General features: G+C 57.7%; 25 protein-coding genes, 1 tRNA gene and 1 pseudogene. 12 read left to right on the forward strand and 15 right to left on the reverse strand.

Features of this window, described 5'->3' with window-relative positions; genetic code table 11:
- Positions 1-49: 49 nt before the first annotated feature.
- From lolA to cysG, 5 genes are read left to right on the forward strand one after another with little or no spacing between them, the layout of a single operon-like run.
- Entirely contained in the window at positions 50-673 is a 624-nt protein-coding gene (gene lolA / locus ABM562_RS09105) for an outer membrane lipoprotein chaperone LolA (protein WP_115087754.1), read from the forward strand.
- Between the two features lie 18 nt (positions 674-691).
- Entirely contained in the window at positions 692-2017 is a 1326-nt protein-coding gene (locus ABM562_RS09110; protein WP_115087753.1) for a replication-associated recombination protein A, read from the forward strand.
- Positions 2014-2388: a fluoride efflux transporter CrcB gene (gene crcB / locus ABM562_RS09115; RefSeq protein ID WP_115087752.1), complete on the forward strand. Its 375-nt coding sequence runs from the start codon at positions 2014-2016 to the stop codon at positions 2386-2388. The genes ABM562_RS09110 and crcB overlap by 4 nt, the downstream gene beginning before the upstream one ends.
- A 17-nt stretch (positions 2389-2405) precedes the next feature.
- Complete coding sequence (serS, locus tag ABM562_RS09120; protein WP_233674856.1) at positions 2406-3686, forward strand: serine--tRNA ligase; 1281 nt, start codon at positions 2406-2408, stop codon at positions 3684-3686.
- Positions 3687-5075, forward strand: coding sequence for a siroheme synthase CysG (gene cysG / locus ABM562_RS09125; RefSeq protein WP_115087750.1), 1389 nt, complete (start codon positions 3687-3689; stop codon positions 5073-5075). It abuts the gene before it with no gap.
- Positions 5076-5166: 91 nt separating this feature from the next.
- Here the strand turns inward: cysG and ABM562_RS09130 are convergent, their stop codons facing one another.
- From ABM562_RS09130 to ABM562_RS09165, 8 genes are all read right to left on the reverse strand, one after another.
- Positions 5167-6135, reverse strand: a complete 969-nt coding sequence (locus ABM562_RS09130; RefSeq protein ID WP_346617618.1) for a glutathione S-transferase family protein — start codon at positions 6133-6135, stop codon at positions 5167-5169.
- 101 nt (positions 6136-6236) lie between these two features.
- Positions 6237-7229: a glycosyl transferase family protein gene (locus ABM562_RS09135; protein WP_460421515.1), complete on the reverse strand. Its 993-nt coding sequence runs from the start codon at positions 7227-7229 to the stop codon at positions 6237-6239.
- A complete protein-coding gene (locus tag ABM562_RS09140; RefSeq protein ID WP_115087747.1) occupies positions 7226-7561 on the reverse strand; it encodes a TusE/DsrC/DsvC family sulfur relay protein in 336 nt (111 codons plus the stop codon). The genes ABM562_RS09135 and ABM562_RS09140 overlap by 4 nt, the downstream gene beginning before the upstream one ends.
- On the reverse strand, positions 7558-7857 hold the full coding sequence (gene tusB / locus ABM562_RS09145; RefSeq protein ID WP_115087746.1) for a sulfurtransferase complex subunit TusB: 300 nt from the start codon (positions 7855-7857) through the stop codon (positions 7558-7560). The genes ABM562_RS09140 and tusB overlap by 4 nt, the downstream gene beginning before the upstream one ends.
- Positions 7857-8216, reverse strand: a complete 360-nt coding sequence (gene tusC, locus ABM562_RS09150) for a sulfurtransferase complex subunit TusC (RefSeq protein WP_115087745.1) — start codon at positions 8214-8216, stop codon at positions 7857-7859. Before tusC ends, tusB begins: the two co-directional genes overlap by 1 nt.
- A 1-nt stretch (position 8217) precedes the next feature.
- Positions 8218-8610 carry a sulfurtransferase complex subunit TusD gene (tusD, locus tag ABM562_RS09155; protein ID WP_115087744.1) on the reverse strand — a complete coding sequence of 131 codons (393 nt, stop codon included), beginning with the start codon at positions 8608-8610 and terminating at the stop codon, positions 8218-8220.
- 128 nt (positions 8611-8738) lie between these two features.
- Positions 8739-10118, reverse strand: coding sequence for a nucleobase:cation symporter-2 family protein (locus ABM562_RS09160; RefSeq protein WP_045201415.1), 1380 nt, complete (start codon positions 10116-10118; stop codon positions 8739-8741).
- A gap of 194 nt (positions 10119-10312) precedes the next feature.
- Positions 10313-10984 carry a Bax inhibitor-1/YccA family protein gene (locus ABM562_RS09165; protein ID WP_036994557.1) on the reverse strand — a complete coding sequence of 224 codons (672 nt, stop codon included), beginning with the start codon at positions 10982-10984 and terminating at the stop codon, positions 10313-10315.
- A 121-nt stretch (positions 10985-11105) separates the two neighbouring features.
- Here ABM562_RS09165 and ABM562_RS09170 point away from each other — a divergent pair.
- Positions 11106-11193, forward strand: a tRNA-Ser gene (locus ABM562_RS09170).
- Positions 11194-11316: 123 nt separating this feature from the next.
- Here ABM562_RS09170 and ABM562_RS09175 read toward each other — a convergent pair.
- From ABM562_RS09175 to ABM562_RS09185, 3 genes are all read right to left on the reverse strand, one after another.
- Entirely contained in the window at positions 11317-12384 is a 1068-nt protein-coding gene (locus tag ABM562_RS09175; protein WP_460421519.1) for a phage integrase, read from the reverse strand.
- A 4-nt stretch (positions 12385-12388) separates the two neighbouring features.
- Positions 12389-12625, reverse strand: coding sequence for a DUF4224 domain-containing protein (locus tag ABM562_RS09180; protein WP_422415134.1), 237 nt, complete (start codon positions 12623-12625; stop codon positions 12389-12391).
- Between the two features lie 237 nt (positions 12626-12862).
- A complete protein-coding gene (locus ABM562_RS09185; protein WP_460421520.1) occupies positions 12863-13264 on the reverse strand; it encodes a hypothetical protein in 402 nt (133 codons plus the stop codon).
- Between the two features lie 286 nt (positions 13265-13550).
- Here ABM562_RS09185 and ABM562_RS09190 point away from each other — a divergent pair, with 286 nt between their 5' ends.
- The 4 genes from ABM562_RS09190 to ABM562_RS09205 all read left to right on the forward strand — a co-directional run bounded on the left by ABM562_RS09190 (position 13551) and on the right by ABM562_RS09205 (position 17330).
- Positions 13551-14243, forward strand: coding sequence for a hypothetical protein (locus ABM562_RS09190; RefSeq protein WP_460421522.1), 693 nt, complete (start codon positions 13551-13553; stop codon positions 14241-14243).
- Between the two features lie 486 nt (positions 14244-14729).
- Positions 14730-15590 carry a hypothetical protein gene (locus ABM562_RS09195; RefSeq protein WP_460421524.1) on the forward strand — a complete coding sequence of 287 codons (861 nt, stop codon included), beginning with the start codon at positions 14730-14732 and terminating at the stop codon, positions 15588-15590.
- Positions 15591-15786: 196 nt separating this feature from the next.
- Positions 15787-16347: a PDDEXK family nuclease gene (locus tag ABM562_RS09200; RefSeq protein WP_460421526.1), complete on the forward strand. Its 561-nt coding sequence runs from the start codon at positions 15787-15789 to the stop codon at positions 16345-16347.
- Positions 16348-16718: 371 nt separating this feature from the next.
- Positions 16719-17330, forward strand: coding sequence for a recombinase family protein (locus ABM562_RS09205; protein WP_460421528.1), 612 nt, complete (start codon positions 16719-16721; stop codon positions 17328-17330).
- On the opposite strand, the gene ABM562_RS09210 is transcribed toward ABM562_RS09205, so the two are convergent.
- Entirely contained in the window at positions 17331-18200 is an 870-nt protein-coding gene (locus tag ABM562_RS09210) for a DUF2971 domain-containing protein (protein ID WP_460421530.1), read from the reverse strand.
- Positions 18201-18554: 354 nt separating this feature from the next.
- Positions 18555-18899, reverse strand: coding sequence for a hypothetical protein (locus tag ABM562_RS09215; protein ID WP_460421531.1), 345 nt, complete (start codon positions 18897-18899; stop codon positions 18555-18557).
- Positions 18900-20022: 1123 nt separating this feature from the next.
- Between ABM562_RS09215 and mobI the strand changes: the two genes are divergently transcribed.
- Positions 20023-20484 carry a conjugative transfer protein MobI(A/C) gene (gene mobI, locus ABM562_RS09220; RefSeq protein WP_460421533.1) on the forward strand — a complete coding sequence of 154 codons (462 nt, stop codon included), beginning with the start codon at positions 20023-20025 and terminating at the stop codon, positions 20482-20484.
- Between the two features lie 380 nt (positions 20485-20864).
- On the opposite strand, the gene ABM562_RS09225 is transcribed toward mobI, so the two are convergent.
- The gene (locus tag ABM562_RS09225; RefSeq protein WP_460421535.1) at positions 20865-21230 is read right to left on the reverse strand and encodes a hypothetical protein; all 366 of its coding nucleotides are present in this window, start codon (positions 21228-21230) and stop codon (positions 20865-20867) included.
- 543 nt (positions 21231-21773) lie between these two features.
- The gene (locus tag ABM562_RS09230) at positions 21774-22730 is read right to left on the reverse strand and encodes a site-specific integrase (protein ID WP_460421537.1); all 957 of its coding nucleotides are present in this window, start codon (positions 22728-22730) and stop codon (positions 21774-21776) included.
- Between the two features lie 226 nt (positions 22731-22956).
- On the opposite strand from ABM562_RS09230, the pseudogene ABM562_RS09235 reads away from it, so the two are divergent.
- Positions 22957-23523 (forward strand): annotated as a pseudogene (locus ABM562_RS09235) (recombinase family protein).
- The last annotated feature ends 177 nt before the right edge of the window (positions 23524-23700 follow it).

A 23700-nucleotide genomic window follows, 5' to 3' on the forward strand; every position in this document is an offset into this window, starting at 1 on the left:
GGCGGCCAGTGACGGCCGCCAGCCCCTTCATACTGCAACGAGGATTTCCATGCGCCTGATTCGCATGCTGTTGGTTTCCGCTATGGCCCTGTCCAGCGCTTCGGCAATTGCCGCCGATGCCGATGCGGCACGCCTGACCCAGTTGCTGGACAAATCCAGGACCATCAGCGCCAATTTCTCTCAACTGACCCTCGATGGCACCGGCACTCAGTTGCAGGAAACCACCGGGCAGATGGCCGTGCAGCGCCCGGGCCTGTTCTACTGGCACACCGATGCGCCACAGGAGCAGGTGGTGGTGTCGGACGGCAAGAACGTCACCCTGTGGGACCCGGACCTGGAACAGGCTACCATCAAGAAACTTGACCAGCGTTTGACCGAAACCCCGGCACTGTTGCTGTCCGGTGACGTCTCGAAGATCAGCCAGAGCTTCGACATCACCTCTAAAGAGCAGGGCGAGGTCATGGATTTCGTGCTCAAGCCGAAAACCAAGGACACCCTGTTCGACTCGCTGCGCCTGTCGTTCCGTCGCGGCCTGGTCAACGACATGCAACTGATCGACAGCGTCGGCCAACGCACCAACATCCTGTTCACCGCGGTCAAGGCCAACGAGGCGATCCCGGCGAGCAAGTTCAAGTTCGACATCCCCAAAGGTGCGGATGTCATCTCCGAGTAAGAGGTAGTAGCGCCGTCCATGGACCTGTTTCGTAGCGACCCCGTAGCCCAGCCCCTGGCCGCGCGCCTGCGCCCGGCCAACCTGGACGAGTACGTTGGCCAGGAGCACCTGCTGGCCCGCGGCAAGCCGCTGCGCGAGGCACTGGAAGCGGGCGCACTGCACTCGATGATCTTCTGGGGCCCGCCCGGGGTCGGCAAGACCACCCTGGCGCGGCTGCTGGCGCAGTTCTGCGACGCCCACTTCGAGACCGTTTCGGCGGTGTTGGCCGGGGTCAAGGAAATCCGCCACGCGGTGGACATCGCCAAGCAGCAGGCCGGGCAGTATGGGCGGCGCACGATTCTGTTCGTTGATGAAGTGCACCGCTTCAACAAGTCCCAGCAGGATGCCTTTTTGCCGTATGTGGAAGACGGCACGCTGATCTTCATCGGCGCCACCACCGAGAACCCTTCGTTCGAACTGAACAACGCGCTGCTGTCGCGGGCACGGGTCTATGTGCTGAAAAGCCTCGACGAAGCCGCGCTACGCAAGCTGGTCAACCGCGCCCTGACGGAAGAGCGTGGCCTGGGCAAGCGCCAGTTGCGCGTTGGCGACGAAGCCTTCCAGATGCTCATGGCTGCCGCCGATGGCGATGGCCGGCGCATGCTCAACTTCCTCGAAAACGCCTCGGACCTGGCAGAGGATGGCGGTGAAATCGCTGTCGAATTGCTGCAGAGCCTGCTCGGTGACAGCCGCCGGCGTTTCGACAAGGGTGGCGAGGCCTTCTACGACCAGATCTCGGCGCTGCACAAGTCGGTGCGCGGCTCCAACCCCGATGGCGCCTTGTACTGGTTCGCGCGCATGCTCGATGGCGGCTGCGACCCGCTGTACATCGCCCGCCGCGTGGTACGCATGGCCAGCGAAGACATCGGCAACGCCGACCCCCGCGCCTTGAGCCTGTGCCTGGCGGCCTGGGATGTGCAAGAGCGCCTGGGCAGCCCGGAAGGCGAGCTGGCTGTGGCCCAGGCCATTACCTACCTGGCCTGTGCACCGAAGAGCAACGCGGTGTACATGGGCTTCAAAACTGCGCTGCGCGAAGCTGGCGAGCACGGTTCGCTGGAAGTGCCGCTGCACCTGCGCAACGCCCCGACCAAGCTGATGAAGCAGCTGGGCTATGGCGATGAATACCGCTACGCCCATGACGAACCGGATGCCTACGCCGCCGGCGAAGACTACTTCCCTGACCACCTCGCGCCGCGCCAGTACTACCAACCGGTGCCGCGCGGCCTGGAATTGAAGATCGGCGAGAAGCTCAAGCACCTGGCCGAACTCGACCGCAACAGCCCGCGGCAGCGCAGAAAACCATGATTGCCGTGATCGCCGCAGTCAGCGCCGGGGGCATTGTCGGCACCCTGATGCGCTTTGCCACTGCCAATTGGGTCAACGCGCACTGGCCACGCCACTTCTATCTCGGTACGCTGGCGGTCAATCTGATTGGCTGCCTGCTGATCGGCTTGCTCTACGGGCTGTTTCTGCATCGCCCGCTGGTGCCGGTCGAGCTGCGTGCGGGCCTGATCGTCGGCTTTCTCGGCGGTCTTACAACCTTTTCATCCTTTTCACTGGATACCGTGCGCCTGCTCGAAAGCGGGCAGGCGCCGCTGGCCTTCGGGTATGCCGGGGCCAGCGTATTTGGCGGGCTGCTCGCAACCTGGGCTGGCCTGTCCCTGACCAAATTCTGAACCAACGAGAGAACGATATGCTCGATTCCAAACTGTTACGCGGCCAACTTCAGGAAGTGGCGGACCGCCTGGCCTCCCGTGGCTTCAGCCTGGATGTCGCGCGCATCGAGGCCCTGGAAGAACGCCGCAAGGTGGTACAGACCCGTACCGAACAACTGCAGGCCGAGCGTAACGCCCGTTCCAAATCCATCGGCCAGGCCAAGGCCAAGGGCGAAGACATCGCCCCGCTGATGGCTGACGTCGAGCGCATGGCCGGCGAACTGGCCAGCGGCAAGGTCGAGCTGGACGGCATCCAGGCCGAACTGGATGGCATCCTGCTGGGCATTCCCAACCTGCCGGACGAAAGCGTGCCGGTCGGCGCCGATGAAGAGCACAACGTCGAAGTCCGTCGTTGGGGCACCCCGCGCGCCTTCGACTTCGAGATCAAGGACCACGTGGCCCTTGGCGAGCTGAGCGGCGGCCTGGATTTTGAAACCGCCGCCAAGCTGTCGGGCGCCCGTTTCGCCCTGCTGCGCGGCCCGATCGCCCGTCTGCACCGCGCCCTGGCGCAGTTCATGATCAACCTGCACACCAGCGAGCACGGCTACGAAGAAGCCTACACCCCGTACCTGGTCCAGGCCCCGGCGCTGCAAGGCACCGGCCAGCTGCCCAAGTTCGAGGAAGACCTGTTCAAGATCAGCCGCGACGGCGAAGCCGACTTCTACCTGATCCCGACCGCTGAAGTGTCGCTGACCAACATCGTTGCCGGCGAGATCCTCGACGCCAAGCAACTGCCGATCAAGTTCGTCGCCCATACCCCGTGCTTCCGTAGCGAAGCCGGTGCGTCGGGCCGCGACACCCGCGGCATGATCCGCCAGCACCAGTTCGACAAGGTCGAGATGGTGCAGATCGTCGAGCCGGACAAATCCATGGAAGCCCTGGAAGGCCTGACCGCCAACGCCGAGCGCGTGCTGCAAGCCCTGGAGCTGCCGTACCGGGTGCTGGCGCTGTGCACCGGCGACATGGGCTTCAGCGCGGTGAAAACCTACGACCTCGAAGTCTGGGTGCCGAGCCAGGACAAGTACCGCGAAATCTCCTCGTGCTCCAACTGTGGCGACTTCCAGGCCCGCCGCATGCAGGCGCGCTGGCGCAACCCGGAAACCGGCAAGCCGGAACTGGTGCACACCCTCAACGGTTCGGGCCTGGCGGTCGGCCGTACCCTGGTGGCGGTGCTGGAGAACTACCAGCAGGCCGACGGTTCGATCCGCGTGCCGGAAGTACTCAAGCCGTACATGGGTGGCCTGGAGGTCATCGGTTAAATGGAATTCCTGCCGCTGTTCCACAAACTGCGCGGCAGCCGTGTGCTGATCGTCGGCGGAGGTGAAATTGCCCTGCGCAAATCGCGTCTGCTGGCCGATGCCGGGGCTGTGCTGCGGGTAGTGGCGCCCGAGATCGAAGTGCAACTGGCCGAGCTTGCCCGGCACAGCGGTGGTGAAATTCTCAGCCGTGGTTACCAGCCGGGCGACCTCGACGGTTGCCAGCTGATCATTGCCGCCACCGACGACCAGGCGCTCAACGCCCAGGTCTCGGCGGATGCCCAGCAGCGCTGCGTACCGGTCAATGTGGTCGATGCGCCGGCGCTGTGTTCGGTGATTTTCCCGGCCATCGTCGACCGCTCGCCATTGGTGGTTGCGGTGTCCAGCGGCGGCGATGCGCCGGTGCTGGCGCGGTTGATTCGGGCCAAGCTGGAAACCTGGATTCCTGCTGCCTATGGCGAACTGGCCGGCCTTGGCGCGCGCTTTCGGCACAAGGTCAAGGCGCTGTACCCGGACGTCAATCAGCGTCGCGGCTTCTGGGAAGATGTCTTCCAGGGCCCGATCGCCGAGCGGCAACTGGCCGGGCAGGGCGCTGAAGCCGAGCGTCTGCTGCAAGCCAAGATCGACGGTGCCACCTACCAGGCGCCGGGCGAGGTGTATCTGGTCGGTGCCGGTCCCGGTGACCCGGACCTGCTGACCTTCCGCGCCTTGCGCCTGATGCAGCAGGCCGATGTGGTGCTCTACGATCGCCTGGTCGCCCCGGCGATCATCGAACTGTGCCGCCGTGATGCCGAGCGCATCTACGTCGGCAAGCGCCGCGCCGATCACGCCGTGCCGCAAGCGCAGATCAACCAGCAACTGGTCGACCTGGCGCGTCAGGGCAAGCGTGTGTTGCGTCTGAAAGGTGGCGATCCGTTCATCTTCGGCCGTGGCGGCGAAGAGATCGAAGAGCTGGCGGCCCAGGGCATTCCGTTCCAGGTGGTGCCGGGGATTACCGCGGCCAGTGGCTGCTCGGCCTATGCCGGCATCCCGCTGACCCACCGCGACTATGCCCAGTCGGTGCGTTTCGTCACCGGCCACCTCAAGGACGGTACCAGCGACCTGCCGTGGGATGACCTGGTGGCGCCGGCGCAGACCCTGGTGTTCTACATGGGCCTGGTTGGCTTGCCGACCATCTGTGCCGAGCTGATTCGTCACGGGCGGGCGGCGGATACGCCGGCGGCACTGGTACAGCAGGGCACCACGCCGAATCAGCGGGTGTTCACTGGCACCTTGGCCGACTTGCCCAAGCTGGTGGCCGAGCATGAAGTGCATGCGCCGACCCTGGTGATCGTCGGCGAAGTAGTACAGCTGCGCGAGAAGCTGGCCTGGTTCGAAGGCGCCCAACCTTGAAATCATCGCTGGCAAGCCAGCTCCCACAGGTACTGTATGCACTGCACCTGTGGGAGCTGGCTTGCCAGCGATGAGGCCGGTTTGCCTGGCTTCACACTCCAGTCTTGTTCCAGATTCCCCGCCCCACCAGTCGCTCCCGGTCATGCCCCTGCTCAAAATCCTGCAACGGCCCCTTGGGCACAATCCCGTTCGGATTGATGGTCTTGTGGCTCATGTAGTAATGCTTCTGGATATGCTCGAAATTCACCGTCTCGGCGATCCCCGGCCACTGATACAGCTCCCGTAGCCAGTTCGACAGGTTCGGGTAATCGGCAATGCGCCGCATGTTGCACTTGAAGTGCCCGTGGTACACCGCATCGAAGCGAATCAGCGTGGTAAACAGCCGCCAGTCGGCCTCGGTCAGGTATTCCCCGGCCAGGTAGCGCTGGGTGCCGAGCAGCCGCTCCAGATGATCCAGTTCGGCAAACACCTCATCAAAAGCCTGCTCATAGGCCGCCTGCGAAGTGGCAAAGCCTGCCCGGTACACGCCATTGTTGACCGCCGGATAGATCCGCTCGTTAAGCGCCTCGATCGGCCCGCGCAGTGGTTCGGGATACAGGTCCAGGCGATTGCCGGTCAGCTCGTCGAAAGCCGAGTTGAAGATGCGAATGATCTCCGCTGACTCATTGTTGACGATGCGTTGCTCGTGTTTATCCCACAGCACCGGCACCGTGACCCGGCCGCTGTAGTGCGGATCGTCACGGGTGTAGCGCTGGTGCAGGAAGTCCAGGTGCTCGAGCTTGTCGCCGGTCGAGCCGTTGCTCTGGTCGAAGGTCCAGCCATGCTCGCCCATCAGCCAGCTGACCACCGACACATCGATCAGGTTCTCAAGGCCCTTGAGCTTACGCAAGATCAGGGTGCGGTGGGCCCAGGGGCAGGCGAGCGATACATACAGGTGGTAACGGCCGGCTTGCGCGGCGGGCAGGGCGTTGCGCCGTTGCGCGCTTTCACGCTGGAAAGCGCCGTCTGCGCTGCTTTCATACCACTGGTCATGCCAGCGTCCGTCGATCAACAGGCCCATGCTGAGCTCCTTGGCGATTCGTTCTGAGTTAGAACCCAGTGTACGGAGCTGGGTTCGAACGAATAGCGCAAAGTCCGGGCCTGTTTGATCGGCTTATTCGATCAGTGGCGCTGATCCCAGTAGCGTTGCGCCTGGGCGAAGGCTTCATCTCGGGATTGACCCAGGCCGCGCAGGGCCAGGGCCATGGTCGCCACCACGGCCAGTTCGCCATAGCTGTTCTGCTCATCACCGCGCCACACGGCCAGCAGTTGCCCGGGCTCAAGGCTCGCCGGTTTGACGTGGCGCTGGGCTACCAGGGCGGGCCATTCTTCATCCCAGTCGAGGCCATTGGCGGTGCCATACAGGTGGCTGCTGGTGTCCGGGTTGATCTCGATCTCGCCACCATCGCCCTTTACCACGATCGCCGTGTCGCCCAGCAGGCGGCTGGCCTCGCGGTGCACGGCCTGGTAGCCGGGGTGGAAGATGCTCTGCAGGCCGCAGCGCGCATTCAGCGGGTTGAGCACCCGTGCCAGGGAATGAATCGGCGAGCGCAGGCCCAGGGTGTTGCGCAGGTCGATCATTCGTTGCAGGCGTGGCGCCCAGTCTTGCAGCGGGATGAACGCCAGCTTGTGGGTGTCCAGCGCTTCAGACACCGCATGCCAGTCCCGGCACAATGGAATGCTCAGCAGTTCCAGCGATTGCTCGGTATACAGCCGCCCGGCCGTGTGGGCGCCGCCACCGTGCAGCAGGATGCGCACGCCGTTGGCCGCCAGGCACTTGGCGGCCAGCAGGTACCAGGGCAAATGGCGCTTCTTGCCGGCGTAGCTTGGCCAGTCCAGATCAACCTGGATCGGCGGCGCCTGCAGCCGCTGACGCAGCGCTTCGGTGAAGCCGGCCAGCTCTTCGGGGCTTTCTTCCTTGTGCCGCAGCAGCATCAGGAAGGCGCCGAGCTGGGTTTCCTCGACCTTGCCGTCGAGCAGCATGCCCATGGCCTCGCGGGCTTCCTCGCGGCTCAGGCCACGGGCACCGCGCTTGCCCTTGCCAAGGATGCGCACGAACTGGGCAAACGGATGTTCGGCCGGGGTTTCGGTGATCAGCGGGGTGAGCTCGGTCATATGCAATTGGTCGGCTTTGGCAGGCCCGCAAGTTTTGCGGCGAGTTTGGCGGGAGTGCCCTTGAACAGGCGGTTCAGGTGCAGGCTGTTGCCTTTTTCCGCGCCCAGCTTGAGCGCGGTGTACTTGATCAGCGGGCGGGTGGCCGGCGACAACTCGAACTCCTGGTAGAAGTCGCGCAGCAGGGTCAGCACTTCCCAGTGTTCCGCGGTCAGCTCCAGGTCTTCATGGGCGGCGAGGGCGCTGGCGACCTCCTCGGACCAATCACCAAGCTCGACCAGGTAGCCGTCTTTATCCAGGGCGATGCTGCGCTCGCCGACAGTCAGGGTGCTCATAGCCAGCTGTTGACCTTGTCATAGTGCAGCGACAGCTCGACGAAGGCCGGGTAGTCGATAGCCTTGCCCAGGTCGCTGATGGTAATGGCGCGGGCCTGCAGGTCTTCGTCCAGGGCGAACAGACGCCCGTCCAGCTGGCTGGCCTGCAGCGTGCGCAGCGGCTCGCTACCGGGCTGCAGGGCATACACCGCATCGCCGCACAGCAGCAGGCCGTCGGCGCTGCCAAGCAGGCGCAGGCAACTGCTCAGGCGGTTGTCGCCAAATGGCGAGTGGCAAATCACGTGCAAGGTGCTCATCAGAGGGTCACCACCTGGTCGAAACGGTCGATCAACGCGGCCAGCGCAGCGTCATCCAGCACCTGTACCGGCAGGCTCAGGGTGTCGGCAGCAAGGCCGCGCTCCTGCAGGCTGCTGCCGGCGGCGAACAGTTCCTCGATACCGAACATCGGCAATGCCTGCAGGTTGGCCGCGAGGTTCTTCTGCTGCAGCTGGGCCGGCTGCTGGCCGGGGGCGAGCTGGAACACGCCGTCATCGAGAAACAGCATGCCCAGCGGCAGGTCGAAGGCACCGCCGGCCAGGGCGATATCCAGCGCCTCGCGGGCGGATGGCCCGGCCCACGGCGCCTGGCGGCTGATAATCAGCAAGGACTTGGCCATCTCAATCGCCTCCAAAGCACATCAGTCGATCGGCGACTTGCGCCGCCTCATGCAACTGGCCCAGCCCGGACAGCTCCCAGGGCGCTGGCAGGTTGACCGCCGGGCGCTGGTAGCGCTGGGCTTCCTCGGCATTGAGCACGCCGCGGCGCAGAGCGGCGGCAATGCACACCACGGCATCGAGCTGCTGCGCGCTGACGAACGCGCGCCACTCGGTGGGCAGGTCCAGCTCATCCTGGGGCGTCACGACATTGCCCGAGGCGCTGTGCACGCCGTCCTGATAGAAAAACAGCCGGACAATCTCATGCCCGCCAGCGAGCGCCGCCTGGGCAAAACGCAGGGCGCGGCGCGAGGAGGGCGCATGGGCCGGAGAAAAAACCGCAATGGCGAACTTCATGGAAGTCTCTTTCAGCAAATCTGCGGGAATGATAAAGCAAAAAGCCCGCAGCAACATGCCGCGGGCTCTTCAGGGCTTACCTCGCCCCCTGTGGGAGCTGGCTTGCCAGCGATGGCTTCAACACTGTCTCAAGCCTTGTCTTTATGCTCCGGCAAGAACCAGTTCAGTACCAGGGCACAAATCCCCCCGGTGGCCACCCCCGACTCCAGCACATTACGCAGTGCCGACGGCATATGCGCGAGGAACTCCGGCACCTGCGCCACCCCCAGGCCCAGCGCCAGCGACACGGCAATGATCAGCAGCGCGCGACGATCCAGGCTGATGCTGGCAAGGATATTGATCCCCGAAGCCGCCACCGCGCCGAACATCACCATCGCCGCGCCACCGAGCACCGGCTCCGGCACCGCCTGGATCACCCCGGCCACGCTCGGGAACAGGCCGAGGATCACCAGCATCGCCGCAATCCACACACCGATATGGCGGCTAGCGATACCGGTCAGCTGAATCACGCCATTATTCTGGGCAAAGATCGAGCTCGGGAAGGTATTGAACACCCCGGCCAGCAGCGAGTTGGCGCCGTTGACCAGCACGCCGCCCTTGATCCGCTGCATCCACAGCGGGCCTTCCACCGGCTGGCGCGAAACTTTACTGGTAGCGGTCACATCACCAATGGCTTCCAACGAGGTCACCAGGTAGATCACCAGCATCGGAATGAACAGCGCCCAAGAGAAACCCAGGCCGAAATGCAGCGGTACGGGCACCTGGAACAGCGCAGCTTCGTGCATGCCGGTGAAGTTCAGGCGGCCCAGGTAACCGGCCAGGGCGTAACCCACGGCCAGGGCGATGACGATGGCGCAACTGCGCATCCACACCACCGGAATACGGTTGAGGATCACGATGATCGCCAGCACCACGCCCGACAGCAGGAGGTTCTCGCCGTTGGCGAAGGTGCCGTTGCTCATCGCCGCAAAGCCGCCGCCCATACTGATCAGGCCGACCTTGATCAGGGTCAGGCCGATCATCAGCACGACGATACCGGTCACCAGCGGGGTAATCAGGCGTTTGACGAACGGCAGAATGCGCGAAATGCCCATCTCCACGAACGAACCGGCAATCACCACACCAAAAATCGCCGCCATCACGCCTTCGACCGGCGTGCCTTGCTTGACCATCAACGCGCCACCGGCGATCAACGGCCCGACAAAGTTGAAGCTGGTGCCCTGCACAATCAAAAGCCCGGCGCCAAAAGGCCCGAAGCGACGGCACTGCACGAAAGTGGCGATCCCGGAGATCACCAGCGACATCGACACGATCAGGTTGGTATCACGGGCCGAAACCCCCAGCGCCTGGCAAATCAGCAGGCCAGGGGTGACGATCGGCACAATGATCGCCAGCAGGTGCTGCAACGCCGCCAGCATCGCGATCAACGGACGCGGCCGGTCTTCAAGGCCGAGGACCAGTTCATTGGCCTGCGCGGGTGCGCCGGGTCCTTGCTCGATTGAACTCATGGGAGTGCTGCCCCGGAAGAAAAAAGGAGCGCATTCTACGGGCCCGCACCCGTTTACGGTAGTGCCTTGAGGCTGACACCTATCCCTGTGGGAGCTGGCTTTGCCAGCGATGCAAGGCAAAGCCTTGCCAAACCCCACCCACAAAAAAGCCCGCCGAAGCGGGCTTTCTCTCAACGCATCACACCATTAACCAATCAGTCATCGCGACCCATCAGGCCGAACAGCTGCAGCAGGCTGACGAACAGGTTGTAGATCGACACATACAGGCTGATGGTCGCCATGATGTAGTTACGCTCGCCACCGTGAATGATCGCGCTGGTCTGGAACAGGATGCACACCGACGAGAACAGCACGAAACCGGCGCTGATCGCCAGCTGCAGGCCGCTGATCTGGAAGAACAGGCTGGCCAGCACCGCACCCATCAACACGAAGAAACCGGCGGTGATGAAACCACCGAGGAAGCTCATGTCCTTGCGGGTAATCAGCACATAGGCCGACAGGCCACCGAAAACCAGGGCCGTCATCGCGAACGCCGAGCTGACCACCTCGGCGCCACCGGCCATACCCAGGTAACGGTTGAGGATAGGGCCGAGCAAGAAGCCCATGAAGCCGGTGAGGGCGAAGGTGGACACCAGGCCCCAGACCGAATCACGCAGCTTGTTGGTGAGGAAGAACAGGCCGTAGAAGCCGATCAGCACCACGAAAATGTTCGGGTAGCCGACGCGCATCTGCTGCGCCACGTAGGCCATGATGCCACTGAAGGCGAGGGTGATAGCCAGCAACCCGTATGTGTTACGCAGGACGCGGCTGACCTCCTGCTGCTCGACCTGCTGGCCGTGATTGACGGCGTAATCCTGTTCGCGCATGGCGACACTCCTGTGGGTTTGAAACGTTCAGATGCAAAGATCATAACAGAGCCGCGCAAAGCGGCCACATAGAGAGTTTGACAGCTTGTTTCATTTCGGTATTATGGCGCCCGCAATACGAGGAAGCGTGGCCGAGTGGTTTAAGGCAACGGTCTTGAAAACCGTCGATGGGCAACTATCCTAGAGTTCGAATCTCTACGCTTCCGCCATCTTCAAAGCCCTGATTATTCAGGGCTTTTTGCGTTTTTGGAGGCTGGAAAACTTGACGCTGAAAAGGCCAAGTGTTCCGCAACTTTTCGATGGTGTTCCGCAACTCCTTCGTAAAAGATGTTTCATCGGGTTGGTTTCACGATCTCCCCGACGCGGCGGTAAACGGTCTGCGTGATTCGCTTATCGGTGTGCCCTAGTAGCCTACTCGCGTGCGCCAGGTCTTCAATTTCGCTCGCTGCTTTGGGGCGGATATCGCGAAACTGGAATTGACGAATGCTGTCGGCCAGGACGCTATCAAGGTCTTCCATCGCTTTGACAGCGGCCTTGGATCTAGCATCATCAAAGCGAAGGCGTAGCATCGCTGGCGTCACGTTGCGGCCGTCCTCTGTCACTATTAGGTACGGGTTGCGAACCCCTCGCGCCTTGCGTTGGCTCAGAAGGCGCTCAACCAGTATCCCCAGCTGGCTGGTTTCTGTTTCCGACTCAAGACGTATCCTCAGTTTTTTTGTCGTTTTGCCCTGGGCGAATTGCAGAAAACCATCAACCACGTCTGTCGCCCGAGTGGCCAGTACATCAGCTGGGCGTTGACCGGTCAGATAGCCCAAGTCCATTGCATCGCGCAACTCGGAAGTGGCGTGTTCGTACACCGCATCCCAGATCGCCGGTCCTGCATAGAAGTCCCGAGGAGTCTCCTTGTTCTTGCGGATACCGGTCGCTGGGTTTGGGCGGTCAGTAATGCCCCACTCCCTTGCCATGTTGAAAATGTGAGAGAGAAGGGCGATTTCTCGATTCGCCCTAACCTTGCCTGTCCGTCGATCTCGATATTGGGCAAGTACTTGAGGTGTAATCAGCTCCATCGGGGCATCATCGAAGGCTTTGCGCAGCTGTTTGAGCTCGGCCAGGTTGTCCTTCTGGGTGCGCGGCTTTTTGCCCGGAATGACATCCCTTTCATAGCGATCGAATAGCTGCCCCATCAGGCGCGTTATCTTTGGTATGGCCTTTCTGTCGAGCTTCGCCCATTCCACTTTGGCAATGTCCAGGTCGTTACCTAAAGGTATCTCTCGACGCCTGCCATCTTCGTCCCTGCCGTCGTAGTAGTAAGCAACCCAGATGTTGCCGTTTTTGCGCTTTCGCGTACGCCGAATCATTCGCGGCGGAAGATCTCTATTAGCGGTTTGTTTCGGACGCATCTTGTTAACCCACCCGAGACAAATCGAAAGTCCAAGTCTCTGCGACGGCGTTCATTGCTGTTGGCTTAACTCCAGCTAGCTTTAGGCGAGCGTACACTCGTCCAACGACCGGACGTCTGGCGCCAGATAGGGCGTATTGCCACCCATTACTGGTTAGCCATTGAATTTGCTTCGATGGCAGTTGATAGCCAGTGATAGCTGCAATTTCCTCTTCACCCAGAGTTTCAGTCTGAATTTCCATGATTTTCTCCGCGCCGCGCATGGCGGCAGAGGTGATGAGGAATTCGTTCAGGCGCATGCTTGATATGAACCCAGCGCGGTGTGCTCATTGGGGTGTTCGCTCCCTGCCAGGGAATATGTTTGGGATCATTTTCAGCGCTCCGTATCAGTCCGTTTGAGAACAAGGTACTGGGGCTCAGGAGGGATAGGTTTCGCTTTCAAACGCTTTTAGCGTCGGAAATTGAAATTGCCGCAAAAATTATAATTTTATTGTCTGGGTTCGCTTTGGCGTGGGTTTTTGGTAGGAATCACTGGTTTGCTCAAAATATATGCGGTTCATTGTGCATATGGGGATTGAGTACCCCTGAATGCTCGTCAGTATCGTTTCGTCCCCCTCCCCAACCATGAAGCAGGGATGGCCACGACGGAAACGCATACCCCGCCCGGTGTAATTGCGCAGGATGATTTCCCAAGACTCATCGTCGTAGTAGACGCCCGTGATTTCAGACCAGTTGGCCGAAACGCCGCTTCCAACGATGCCTTCAGGCGTCAGGCAGAAAATTTCCACCTGGTTTTCCTGTGTGGCAGGTACGGCGTAAATCCAGCCATTCGGCGCTATGGGTGGGAAAGTCTGTCCATTGCCTAGGTGACGAAATTCCATGGTGGTGCTCCGCATGCATGAGGTTGCTTGACACGCTATGCCAGGCTCTGGAAATCCCAAGCCGGAACAGCTCACAGGCTTATGCCGTTGGGTTTCTTAAAGGTCTCCGTAAGCTGTGGCAATCAAAACAGGGAGTGGCGCCATGGGTAACAAATCAACAACGATCCGAATCGGCTTGCTGGCCGCGACTGTAGCTCTTCTGGTTGGGTGCTCTGGCACTCAAGGGTCTAGGACTGTGCAGCTTCCTGAGCCGAAAGATGTACCGAGGGAAAAATGGTCGGATGCTATGCATGTTCTGACCGCCATGGGGATTTCCGGTCAGCGTGACGTTCCAATCGAGCTGGCAAGGGCAGTTGGTAGGGCGAGCCCGGCCAGCGGCTCTGGAACAGTGCTCGGGGATGCTGGATTAAGCGCGGTTAGCTTCGCTTCGCCACCTACAGGTTTGAGTGGTGGCGCAGCAGCGGGAATTGGCTTGGGCTTGATGCTGTTGGGCGGTTCTAGCGATCCGGCGCGTGCAACTCAGGTTGTCGCGTGGGTGCCTGCGGACCAGGCAAGCTCGCCGGAGGCGGCGTCAGCTCTCGCATTGCGTAAGGTCGAAGATGCTCGCAAGAGAGTTTTTGCCCACGGCCTATCGAAGTTGCCAATGCTGACTGGTAAACGTCCTGATGGCCATGCCCGCAGCTACGCATCCCTGGCAGATAGCTATGCCGAGCGGCCGATTCCATACAGTGAAGAGGCTGCTAAATCACCGAGCTTTCTGAGATCGCCACTCAGCTATGGGCCTATCTTCATCCGTAACAACCAGTTCTCGCTTGATTCCTATAAGAACGACATGACGACATCGGAAGCTATGCTGCTTGCATCGCAAGACCTGCCTGAGTGGATCTACATCTATCACCCCGGCCAGCGGCTGGGGAAAAACTCGATCCCTGCGGCAATCTTCAATCAGGGCAGGGCGCTTTACTTCGTAGGGAAGTAATTGCGTAATTGCATTTCACTTTATCACCCGTGTGCATCGGATTCGCCCTGTACGCTGGGTGTCCCTGACCGGCAGAAAGCGACACGTATCTGCCTGTGGCGACGGGCAGAAACCGGCCAGAAGAACGCGCTCAAAGCTACTAAAGAAACAGGGGCGAATCCCCCCCCTCTCATTGCATAGCTTTGAGCCCATTGATGTTGAAACTATTGCAATGCGAAATCTGACTCATTGTGTATCAGCCATTCTGCAAGCTAATCTGCAATCGAGCTTGCACGCTGGCGACAGGGTTTTCAAGGTTGTGCATTCCTCAATGGGTAAGCGCTCATGGCGCGCTTTAGGAATCTCATGGCCACCGACAAGACCATGTTATTCACCAAATACGGCGGTTAGAACACCATCTGGTGTCTATTTTAGTTAGGGCTAATACTGGTGGCATCTAAATCTCTTGAACATCTACTTAAGTCAAGCCTGCCTCTTGAGCAGCACGTGGCAGAGATAGCGCTAAAAGTTGGAATGCAACCGTGCGGAGAGTTTTCTTACTTACGGAATAACGAAAATGGATCAGGCGCAGAGTTTTCCATTGATGTATTGGCGAATGCGAGCTATAGCGCGGAGTCTAGCAGCCCGGGAATTGATTTAAATGTGTTGCTTGAGTGCAAATATGCTTCGGGAGCTGTTGAGTGGGTATTTTCTGCGATACCACAGCATGAACCCATAACCTACTCCAGCACATATGCATTCCACTGGCTTGGAACACATTTTTTGGAAAGTAAGAAAAAGCTAAACGAGCTTGAGCCAAAAGACTACTGCACAAGAGGGATTTCTCTTTCTCCAAGCTCTGCTGATCCCAAGCCCATTAGGCACGGGTTACAGCAATTACGCTATTCGGTGCTGCACCTTCTCGACAGGGTTACTACTATGTATGTCAACGACTATGAAGAACATCCTATTCCCGTTATTACCTCGATGCTGGTTACCAATGCGCCAATTCGGGTGATGAAACCAGGTCTGAGTCTGTCAGATATCGAGAAAGCCAATAGTCTTGACGAAATAACGCAGCGGAAAGAGATTGTTTGTGTCTACCAGCCTGCGGGTCCTGAGCTGCTGGAGGTCTGCGGATATATCGCCGAAAAAATATTTACCAAATATAAATCACTTAACCGGCCCTACATCACACAAGACTCTATATTCGAAAGCCTAGTTGATAGTGTTCAATCTATTTCAATAGTTTCACTCAATCGACTGGAAGCACATCTCGAAGGTATAGGTGACGCGCTTTCAAGTGCCACGACAATTAGTCACCGAGATTTTGCAGAGCAATACATGGCTCTCGGTGGTAAAAACTAGTATTGTTGCATCATTTGCATTGCGAGCTTTGGCCGACTAGGGTTTTATTCTTAACAAAACATTAGGAATGCTAGCTTTCAAAAAGCTCGCAATAATAACCAGCTCAATTATAGCTGGCTTCGATTACAAGGCGCCCAAAAGCAAATTTTTTTGGAAGCGTGCTAACATAATAATTAGGCCTAATTTGAGGTGCAGTGTGGAATTCAACAGAATTAAAGCAATCGATACTGAGTACAACGGGTTTCGATTTCGGTCGCGCCTCGAGGCCAGATGGGCTAAGTTTTTCGATACCATAGGGATTAGGTACGAATACGAACTTGAAGGGTATGAGATGGACGGCGGGATACGCTATCTTCCTGACTTCTACCTTCCAGAGTTCAAGCTTCATGTGGAAGTCAAGGCTGACTTAGAGCTCTTGAGTTTTAAAGAGCTTGAGAAGATCGATAGCTTTACCATGTGTGAAGAAAATAAGGTTCTATTGATATGCGGGACGCCTACAAATCAACGCATGTATGTGATGGACGGGACTTTTTGCATCGGAGAATGTCAGTATGAGTTCGATGGAGAAGAGGTATGGACTGAGCAGGGTTTGCTCCATACCTATAAGACCAATGCCTTACCGGAAAAAGAAGTCAGGTTCGGCAAAACGCTGGATGATCGCTCTCTTACCATTGTTTACCGGTCGCACTGGGAACTAAGAGACGTTGCTTATGCTCTTGGCGAAGCAAAGAAAGCTAGATTTGAGTTTGGCGCGTGAGGCCTTACAGTTCACTCAAGCCGAAGCCATTTCGCAGCTCGGCTCGACTCAAGTAATATTGTGCGTTTTTGGCCATTTTCTATCTTCCACGAAGGGCAACTATTAGCCGATTTCTGTCGGTCACAAGCATCGAATGAACTGGTCAAATCCGACGCAAAAAGGCTAGCCAAGCCGAATGGGCGGTCACGTGAGTGCAGTTACACAGTAATTTTGCTGGGCTGTGCCGTGGGTTTTTCGCAAACCTACGGCGATTTTTGAGTATGCCTAGGCTGATACGGGCTGATGACGCCTTTATCAGCCTTTTCTCTTGATATATAACACCCAAAATGCAACAGTTTTAGGACAACACCCTAACTGATACAGGTTGCACCATGTTCATTCGCACCTACCTTCGAGCATCCACCGACGAGCAAGACGCCGGCCGTGCCCGCGCCTCTTTGGAGAAATTCGCCAGCGACCAGAACAAGGTCATCGCGTGCGAGTACCTGGAGAACGCCAGCGGCGCCGCCTCGGATCGGCCGGAGCTGTTGCGCCTGCTTAAGGATGCCCGCAAGGGTGACGTGCTGCTGGTCGAATCCATCGACCGCCTCTCCCGCTTGCCCGCTGATGATTGGGCCAAGCTTAAAGCCGCCATAGACGCGAAGGGGCTGCGCATCGTTGCCCTGGACCTGCCCACCAGCCACCAGGGTATGCGCGACACTAGGGGCGACGAATTCACTGATCGGATGCTGGCCGCGATCAATTCGATGCTGGTGGAGATGATGGCGGCAATTGCCAGGAAGGACTACGAACAGCGGCGTGAGAGGCAGGCCCAAGGCATTCAGAAGGCCAAGGCGGCCGGCAAGTACCAAGGCCGCCCAGTGGACGAAGAGCTGCACAAGCGGGTCAAGGAGCTGTTAGGAGCCGGCCTGGGTATCCGGGCCACGGCCAGGCACGCTAACTGCTCGACCACGACCGTGCTGCGCATTCGGGATTTGGTTTGATTACCAATTATTGAATGGGATATTCGAAGACGTCACTATGTCGGTGTCATACCCATACTGCTTAACTAGGAGTTCTGCAGCTTTTACGGCCCGAGACTGGTTGGGATTCGGCCCCACGATCACTCGCTTGAGTACATGAGGCTTAGCTTTGAGCATATCCATCGAAATGTACGGTATGACATATGAGGGCCCCGGGCGAAAGCAGACCGCCTGGGCAGGCCGGTTCGCGATAATCCGCCACTCCGCCTCCTCATAAAATCCCTCATTCTTGAACAAAGGCGCAAGCTCCGATAGCGACTCGCAAATCCCATCCATAACCCGGTCGGCCTCAGGTTTAAGGTCGCCATCCAATCGCTTCTTGAGCTCGAACATGCAGTCGAGTTTTTCTTCAATAGGAAGCGAAAAAAACTCCTCAACCGTGTGCGGCACCGCCGGAAAGAATTCCTTAGCGTAAGAAATTATGGTCGACACCGCACTAAGCTGTTCTTCATGCTTGTAGAGGCATTTCTCTAGCCTGATGCCCTGCTCCTTGCAGTATTCGGCCATCAGCACTTGGTCAAAACCGATGCAATAACCGCTACCCCCAGGGCAGTACCCCCGCCACTGGCTGAGCAAATCAGGCTTCTCACTGAAAGACGAAACATAAAGGTTGTCTCCACCAAGTTTTTCTAGGTGGTCACGGAGCAAGAAGCCGAAAGACTCCCAGTAGTCGTCATGGTAGGAATGATTTGCCATAGCCCGAGCGAAAGACAGCCCATGAACGAATTCAGTCTGGTCGTTCAGGAAGTGGGTATTGGTTGCCCAAACAGCCTTGCTGTCGAGGATTCCAAGCAATCCTTGCTGGCTGGTGTAGTGATAGAGAATGCTCAACTGCACCCATCCTGCACCCACAGAGTAAAATCCTGCTCCCTGCAGAGCGCCTAAGTTATTGATAAATATGGTGTCCCAGGGCAGGTTCGAACTGCCAACCTTCCCCTTAGGAAGGTCAGAGTTTACCAGTGCTGACGAAGGTCTGCCTGAAAAAGGCTGCATCAGTCAGCTGCTCGCCACTAGCCTGGGAGTTTGAGCGATCGCTCACCATGCAGGGGCAGTACCACCACAGCGCTTAAAGTTCGCGATCAAATGACCGAGTAGCGAAGCATTTTTACGTGCATTCGAGCAGCAATGGCATCCACACGAACTCTACCAAGGCGGTATTCCGGTCGCCTGGATTTCATAGACTTTTTAATGCCCCAGGCAACGGCGCAGTGCTCGAATCATTTTGGCGCGCATGAAAACAGTTGTGACTGACACCGCAAGCGCTATACCGCCCGCCAGTTCGCCGAAACGGACGAACGCAACGATGTTCACCAGGGCGAGAATCATAAGGCCGTAGAACTCGGCATTGGCCTTGCCGGCAGCCAGAGCCTGATGTTCGGTGAGCATCCACTTCGGAGATAGGCAGAAGGGGCATACGGACGACTCAGGGTCACGGCCGGCCACGGGTACTCCGCTGATGTAGAACGGCGCGCTGGTGATTACCTTTGGAACCATCATCTTCTTGCAGCACTGGCATTCAACTTTGCTCATGGCGTGAACCTGCTGGACTTGGCACATGCATGAACATTATCCGAGCGCTGGTGAGTCCCAAGCCCCCCAGGCGGGCCAACAGGTGCCTGCAAACTCAGTGGGTGTGATTTTTTTTATCGAGATGATCCGCGACCTTGTAGCCAATCAGCGTCGCCAATCCCAACGTGCCGATTACGCCAATGACCGCGTAAACCAGTAGCTCAATCGCGTCCATGTCTTGCTCCTTCTGGGCTGAAAATTTGCTCAGAATCCAGCTTCTCACCTGCCGTCCCAATCCCAAGAATTTCGTCCTCCTGAAATCCCTTTCCGTCGGCACTTGGCTGATTGAATTCCAGAGCAACCGACGCACCGCTTATATCCGCTGTGCAACACGTGTTCAAGAAACATGCTCACGCCACCTCTCTTACTTATGGGAGTCTGACGGTTCACCTCACATAGAGAGAATCTGTGGATTTTTGCCGAAGGGGTGTCGTGAAGGGGTGTTGTGCTGTTACCCAGGTAAGGGGTGTCGTGAAGAGGTGTCGTCGCTGCAGTGCTACGATTTCAGGGCTTCCGCCCTTTGCAATGTGCCATGTGGCAGCAGTAATTCGACAACGGATGACAACTGAGCATCAGGACGGGATACGTCAGGCGTGCACTGCGACAACAAATGGGCGACAAATGACGACCTACTAGCTGAGCGAGAGGGCGTGTTTAATGAATGCGCAACAGATGACGACTGTGGGCTGGATCCGTGATCGTTGCATAGTTCGATAGGCAGAAACCGTCCATAAGCAGCTCTAGACCGACAGCTAACGGCCATTAGGCCGCAGTCGCCCCATAGCCGCCCCTCACGAACGGCAGAATCCAGCCAAAAGTGGCCGTTGTGTATCTACGAAACAGGGGCGATTCACTGCTCAGGGGCAAGGCTGTCGTCGTCATCTCTTGTGCATCCTTTGCACGTCATGTTTTTCTTCATCTGACATGTCGTCATCTGTCGCCCATCTGATGCGGGACAGGGTCACAGCGTGGGCCTACCACCTCCTTTCGGTAGATTTCCGGCGATAAAACCGTCTGAAATCGAATTCCGAGTGCTCAGCGATCGGTCACCATTATTGCTCTTACAGCGAAGAGAACCGTGGTTATGAGCAAAGACGCGCAAACGATAGTCAGCCTGCTGGATCAGCAGTATGAGCGGTTGCTCGCGGACGCGAGATGCCTGGTAGCAAGCTATGTGGATGCGTCCATGAGGCTGTACAAAAAAACTGGGGTGAAATCTGTTGTGGCTGCCGTATCAATCAAGCAGGCGAGCCCGAATGCGTACTCGATCTACTGGTGCAAACTGGTGCCACTGCAAGGACAAAAAAACAAGTTCGCACCCTTAACTATTCCCAAGGGCAATGGCAAACACAAATATCCAGCTTCCTCGTTCGAGTTTGTTAAATTCCCGTACCGCCGCCTCGTTTTGCAGGTTGAGGAGCGTCTTGCTGAGATTCGCAGTATTGCCAGTGAGAATCGTCAGTTGCGTCGGACGTTGGTCGCTTATGAGAAAAAGCGGTCTAGATATCAAGCGCTCCATTATGGCGACCTCTACTCGGAGGAGTAGAGGTTGAGTGCAACATAAGCAGTGTCGAACGGATATGATCCGACTGCAATGCCAGAAAGCCCCGTGCAGCTTGGTCTGACCGGGCTTTCCAGTATCAGCAGTGAACTCCGGCGAGATAGGCCTCTGCGTTTGCTCAGGGAAGACGTCGGGTGCGGGTTATAAGCAGTGTAGGGTACAAAATCTGCTCGCTGTCAGCCAGCAGGCCCGTGCAGGCGGGGTTCGCAGGCTGTATTTTCTATTAGCAGTGACGCTTAGACCGAGTCAGTCGGCCAGCTGTGATCTGTATTAGTAGTGAAAGGCTTCACTTTCATAAAATAATCTTTGGTAGGTGTCGGCCTAGCTGGTACCCGTGTCGCGTAGCGGGTGGTGACGGTGACGCGCTACCCCTCACTTCCTCGTTGCTGTTCGAATGCAATGCGGTTCATTACGCAAATGGGGATGGGGTAGCCCTGGATGTGGGTTGTGAGGGTTTCGTTGCCTGCGATCACCATGATGCAGGATAGGCCTCTGCGGAAGCGCATTCCTCGTCCCGAGTAATTGCGCGGGATGATTTCCCATGATTCGTCGTCGTAGTAACAACCAACGATTTCTGACCAGTGCGATTGGATGCCCGCGCCCATGATACCTACTGGGGTCAGGCAGAAAATTTCTACCTGGATTTCCTGCCCAAGAGGTACAGCGTAAACCCGACCGTTTGGTGCAATAGGTGGGAAGTACTGCCCGTTACCGAGGTGACGAAATTCCATGGTGGTGCTCCGGGTAGATGAGGTCGCTAGACACTCTCCGGTGGCTTTCGGAAAACCCAAGAACAGATGTTGCCTGCGAGGCGGCGCACGAGTTTTAGCTTACTGGTCGAGCTAGCTCGCCACATGGCGGGCGTGCATGTCGCTGATCTAAACGCTTCGGCGCTCCGGTCACTTTCGCTATGGTGCGGAAATTGACAGCCCCTACGAAGTCATCCCATGACCTGATAGGCTTGTGAAAATACTGCGTATCGGAGCGGTAGGGTGCCTTGCCGATGGATTTGGGTAAGCGCCCGCTGCCTAGGGGCAGCGGGCAGTTTGTTGCAGATATCTGGTCGTTCCGCTGAAGGCTCAATTGTCGCCGTGCTTCTTGTCCAGATACGTTGCGACCATATAGCCAATTACACCTGCGATAGTCAGCGCACTGACGACGGCAAGCACGGCATATACAAGAAACTCAAAACGATCCATGCCCTGACTCCTTTGATTCGAGATCTGCCAAGGTTAAGGGCGCCTGGTCTAATCCCAAATCTGCGGTGTGAACGCTTAGCTACTGGTGCCGGCGGCTTCCTTCCGCAGGTTGGCTCGGCCAACATACGCATCAGTTTCCCAGATGCGCAAATTCCCGAGCTCGTAGGCAATGTGATTTCGCGCCTCTAGATCCTCGACATTGGGAGCGCTCCCTCCAAGAATCGGGGCTTCATGACCGGACCACTGCTCGTAAAGCTCACATGCGAAGGCTGATCGGCAATCACAGAAGCTCAGCCCATGAGCAAGTAAAATCTCCTCAGCAGCAGGAAATCTGTTTTGCTTCCAGAGCCGCCATGTCTGCTTTGATTGTGGATAGCGATGAACATCTTGGACGGCGGATGCAGTCTCCAAAACGGCGATCTGTTTGGACGTCGAGATGTTAATTGTCCTGCCCGTATATGGCCCTTTTTTACCGCTTTCCAGAGAAATACATTCGCCCCCCTTGGCTGCTTCTAGAGCCGCTTGTGCGTCGAAGAAAACGGCTTCACGTAGTGAGATGCCGAGGTGCCGCACTAACATCAACACCGCCGCCAGGTGCTCTGATAGGCGAGTCTGAACATCTTCCACTGCTGCTTCGAACTTCGCTTGATCAAGGCTGTGTGGGGCGGTAATCCGGGCATGCTTAAGAGAGCCAATATCAGGCATCACGACTTTCCATTCAGCACTGGTCGCGAGTGTCATAACTGAACTCACGGTCTCAAGAAGGCCCACCGCGGTCTGCACCGAAAGATTCCCGTGGTACACCTGCGTACAGAGCTCTTCGCCGTATTGCCGTACCAGTTTTTTACTGACGAGCTCAAGGATATCCACCTCATGAGACTCCTTGGCGTAAATACTAAACTGTGACCACTGCTGGTCGTGGACCATGGCCTCGTGTTGGCTGAGGCGGCCGCGCCGGACTGCCTCCCAGAGGATCGTCGAACCGGCCTTGCTCAAGTCCCGATCAAAATGTAGATGGAAGCTCTGCTTCATGGTCACTCCTCCATTCAGCTCAGGTGCTGAGCTGCTGAAGGAAATGTTGAGCGAGAAAAAATATCCTGGGGTTCGTTTTCGGTCGCTTTTAGCGCCTGAAATTGACGAGCGCGTCCGTACCGTAAACGGTCGTTCATGGCGCACCTATTTCAGATGATTTTTTGGGCTTGGGATTTACCGCTTTCCTGTCACTTTTCCCGTACCGAAATCAGCGTGAGAAAAACGTATGGGAAAACGGATTGGGTACGCCCGAGCTTCGACTGATGATCAGAATCTCGACCTGCAGCGAGATGCACTTGCCCTAGCTGGGTGCTCCGTGGATTACGAAGAGACCATGAGCGGCAAGTCAGTGGATAGGCCGGAGCTGGGGAATAGTCTTAAGGCTTTGCGCAGCGGGGATACTTTGGTCGTATGGCGACTGGATCGTCTGGGCCGCTCTCTGCCTGACCTGGTTGGAATCGTGAGTCGCTTGGAACAGCAAGGGGTTGGACTCGAGTCAATTAACTAGCGTATCGAAACCACTAGCGCTGCCGGCAAGCTGATCTTTCACGTGTTCGCTGCCCTCGCTGAGTTCGAGCGCAACTTGATTCGAGAGCGAACACGTGCAGGGCTGGTGGCTGCTCGCGCTCGAGGACGTAAAGGTGGTCGTAAACCAGTGTTGGAAGAGGCTCAAGTCCGCGAAATAAAGGCTTTACTCAAAGATCCACAGATTCAGGTTAGCGCTGTAGCCAAGCGATACGGGGTATCGAGAACAACACTGTATCGGTACGTCGGTAAGACCGGTCCGAGATAATTTGCGCCTGGCAGCACACGAAATTTCGACCAAGGGATTATGAGTTGCCTAGAAACGCTGCAAGCCTAGTGAAATCGTACCTAGCTTAGCTTAGCTACAGTGAGCTGAAAGTGGAGTCGTAGATGGGTTTAAGTGTAATTGAGTGAAATCCATAAAGGCTGGGTACTGTATCGTCAA

It is taken from the genome of Pseudomonas sp. ZL2 (assembly GCF_054788455.1).

Coding starts and splice junctions, on each gene's coding strand:
- lolA (WP_115087754.1), top strand. CDS start 50: ATGCGCCTGATTCGCATGCTGTTGGTTTCCGCTATGGCCCTGTCCAGC.
- ABM562_RS09110 (WP_115087753.1), top strand. CDS start 692: ATGGACCTGTTTCGTAGCGACCCCGTAGCCCAGCCCCTGGCCGCGCGC.
- crcB (WP_115087752.1), top strand. CDS start 2,014: ATGATTGCCGTGATCGCCGCAGTCAGCGCCGGGGGCATTGTCGGCACC.
- serS (WP_233674856.1), top strand. CDS start 2,406: ATGCTCGATTCCAAACTGTTACGCGGCCAACTTCAGGAAGTGGCGGAC.
- cysG (WP_115087750.1), top strand. CDS start 3,687: ATGGAATTCCTGCCGCTGTTCCACAAACTGCGCGGCAGCCGTGTGCTG.
- ABM562_RS09130 (WP_346617618.1), bottom strand. CDS start 6,135: ATGGGCCTGTTGATCGACGGACGCTGGCATGACCAGTGGTATGAAAGC.
- ABM562_RS09135 (WP_460421515.1), bottom strand. CDS start 7,229: ATGACCGAGCTCACCCCGCTGATCACCGAAACCCCGGCCGAACATCCG.
- ABM562_RS09140 (WP_115087747.1), bottom strand. CDS start 7,561: ATGAGCACCCTGACTGTCGGCGAGCGCAGCATCGCCCTGGATAAAGAC.
- tusB (WP_115087746.1), bottom strand. CDS start 7,857: ATGAGCACCTTGCACGTGATTTGCCACTCGCCATTTGGCGACAACCGC.
- tusC (WP_115087745.1), bottom strand. CDS start 8,216: ATGGCCAAGTCCTTGCTGATTATCAGCCGCCAGGCGCCGTGGGCCGGG.
- tusD (WP_115087744.1), bottom strand. CDS start 8,610: ATGAAGTTCGCCATTGCGGTTTTTTCTCCGGCCCATGCGCCCTCCTCG.
- ABM562_RS09160 (WP_045201415.1), bottom strand. CDS start 10,118: ATGAGTTCAATCGAGCAAGGACCCGGCGCACCCGCGCAGGCCAATGAA.
- ABM562_RS09165 (WP_036994557.1), bottom strand. CDS start 10,984: ATGCGCGAACAGGATTACGCCGTCAATCACGGCCAGCAGGTCGAGCAG.
- ABM562_RS09175 (WP_460421519.1), bottom strand. CDS start 12,384: ATGCGTCCGAAACAAACCGCTAATAGAGATCTTCCGCCGCGAATGATT.
- ABM562_RS09180 (WP_422415134.1), bottom strand. CDS start 12,625: ATGGAAATTCAGACTGAAACTCTGGGTGAAGAGGAAATTGCAGCTATC.
- ABM562_RS09185 (WP_460421520.1), bottom strand. CDS start 13,264: ATGGAATTTCGTCACCTAGGCAATGGACAGACTTTCCCACCCATAGCG.
- ABM562_RS09190 (WP_460421522.1), top strand. CDS start 13,551: ATGCATGTTCTGACCGCCATGGGGATTTCCGGTCAGCGTGACGTTCCA.
- ABM562_RS09205 (WP_460421528.1), top strand. CDS start 16,719: ATGTTCATTCGCACCTACCTTCGAGCATCCACCGACGAGCAAGACGCC.
- ABM562_RS09215 (WP_460421531.1), bottom strand. CDS start 18,899: ATGAGCAAAGTTGAATGCCAGTGCTGCAAGAAGATGATGGTTCCAAAG.
- mobI (WP_460421533.1), top strand. CDS start 20,023: ATGAGCAAAGACGCGCAAACGATAGTCAGCCTGCTGGATCAGCAGTAT.
- ABM562_RS09225 (WP_460421535.1), bottom strand. CDS start 21,230: ATGGAATTTCGTCACCTCGGTAACGGGCAGTACTTCCCACCTATTGCA.
- ABM562_RS09230 (WP_460421537.1), bottom strand. CDS start 22,730: ATGAAGCAGAGCTTCCATCTACATTTTGATCGGGACTTGAGCAAGGCC.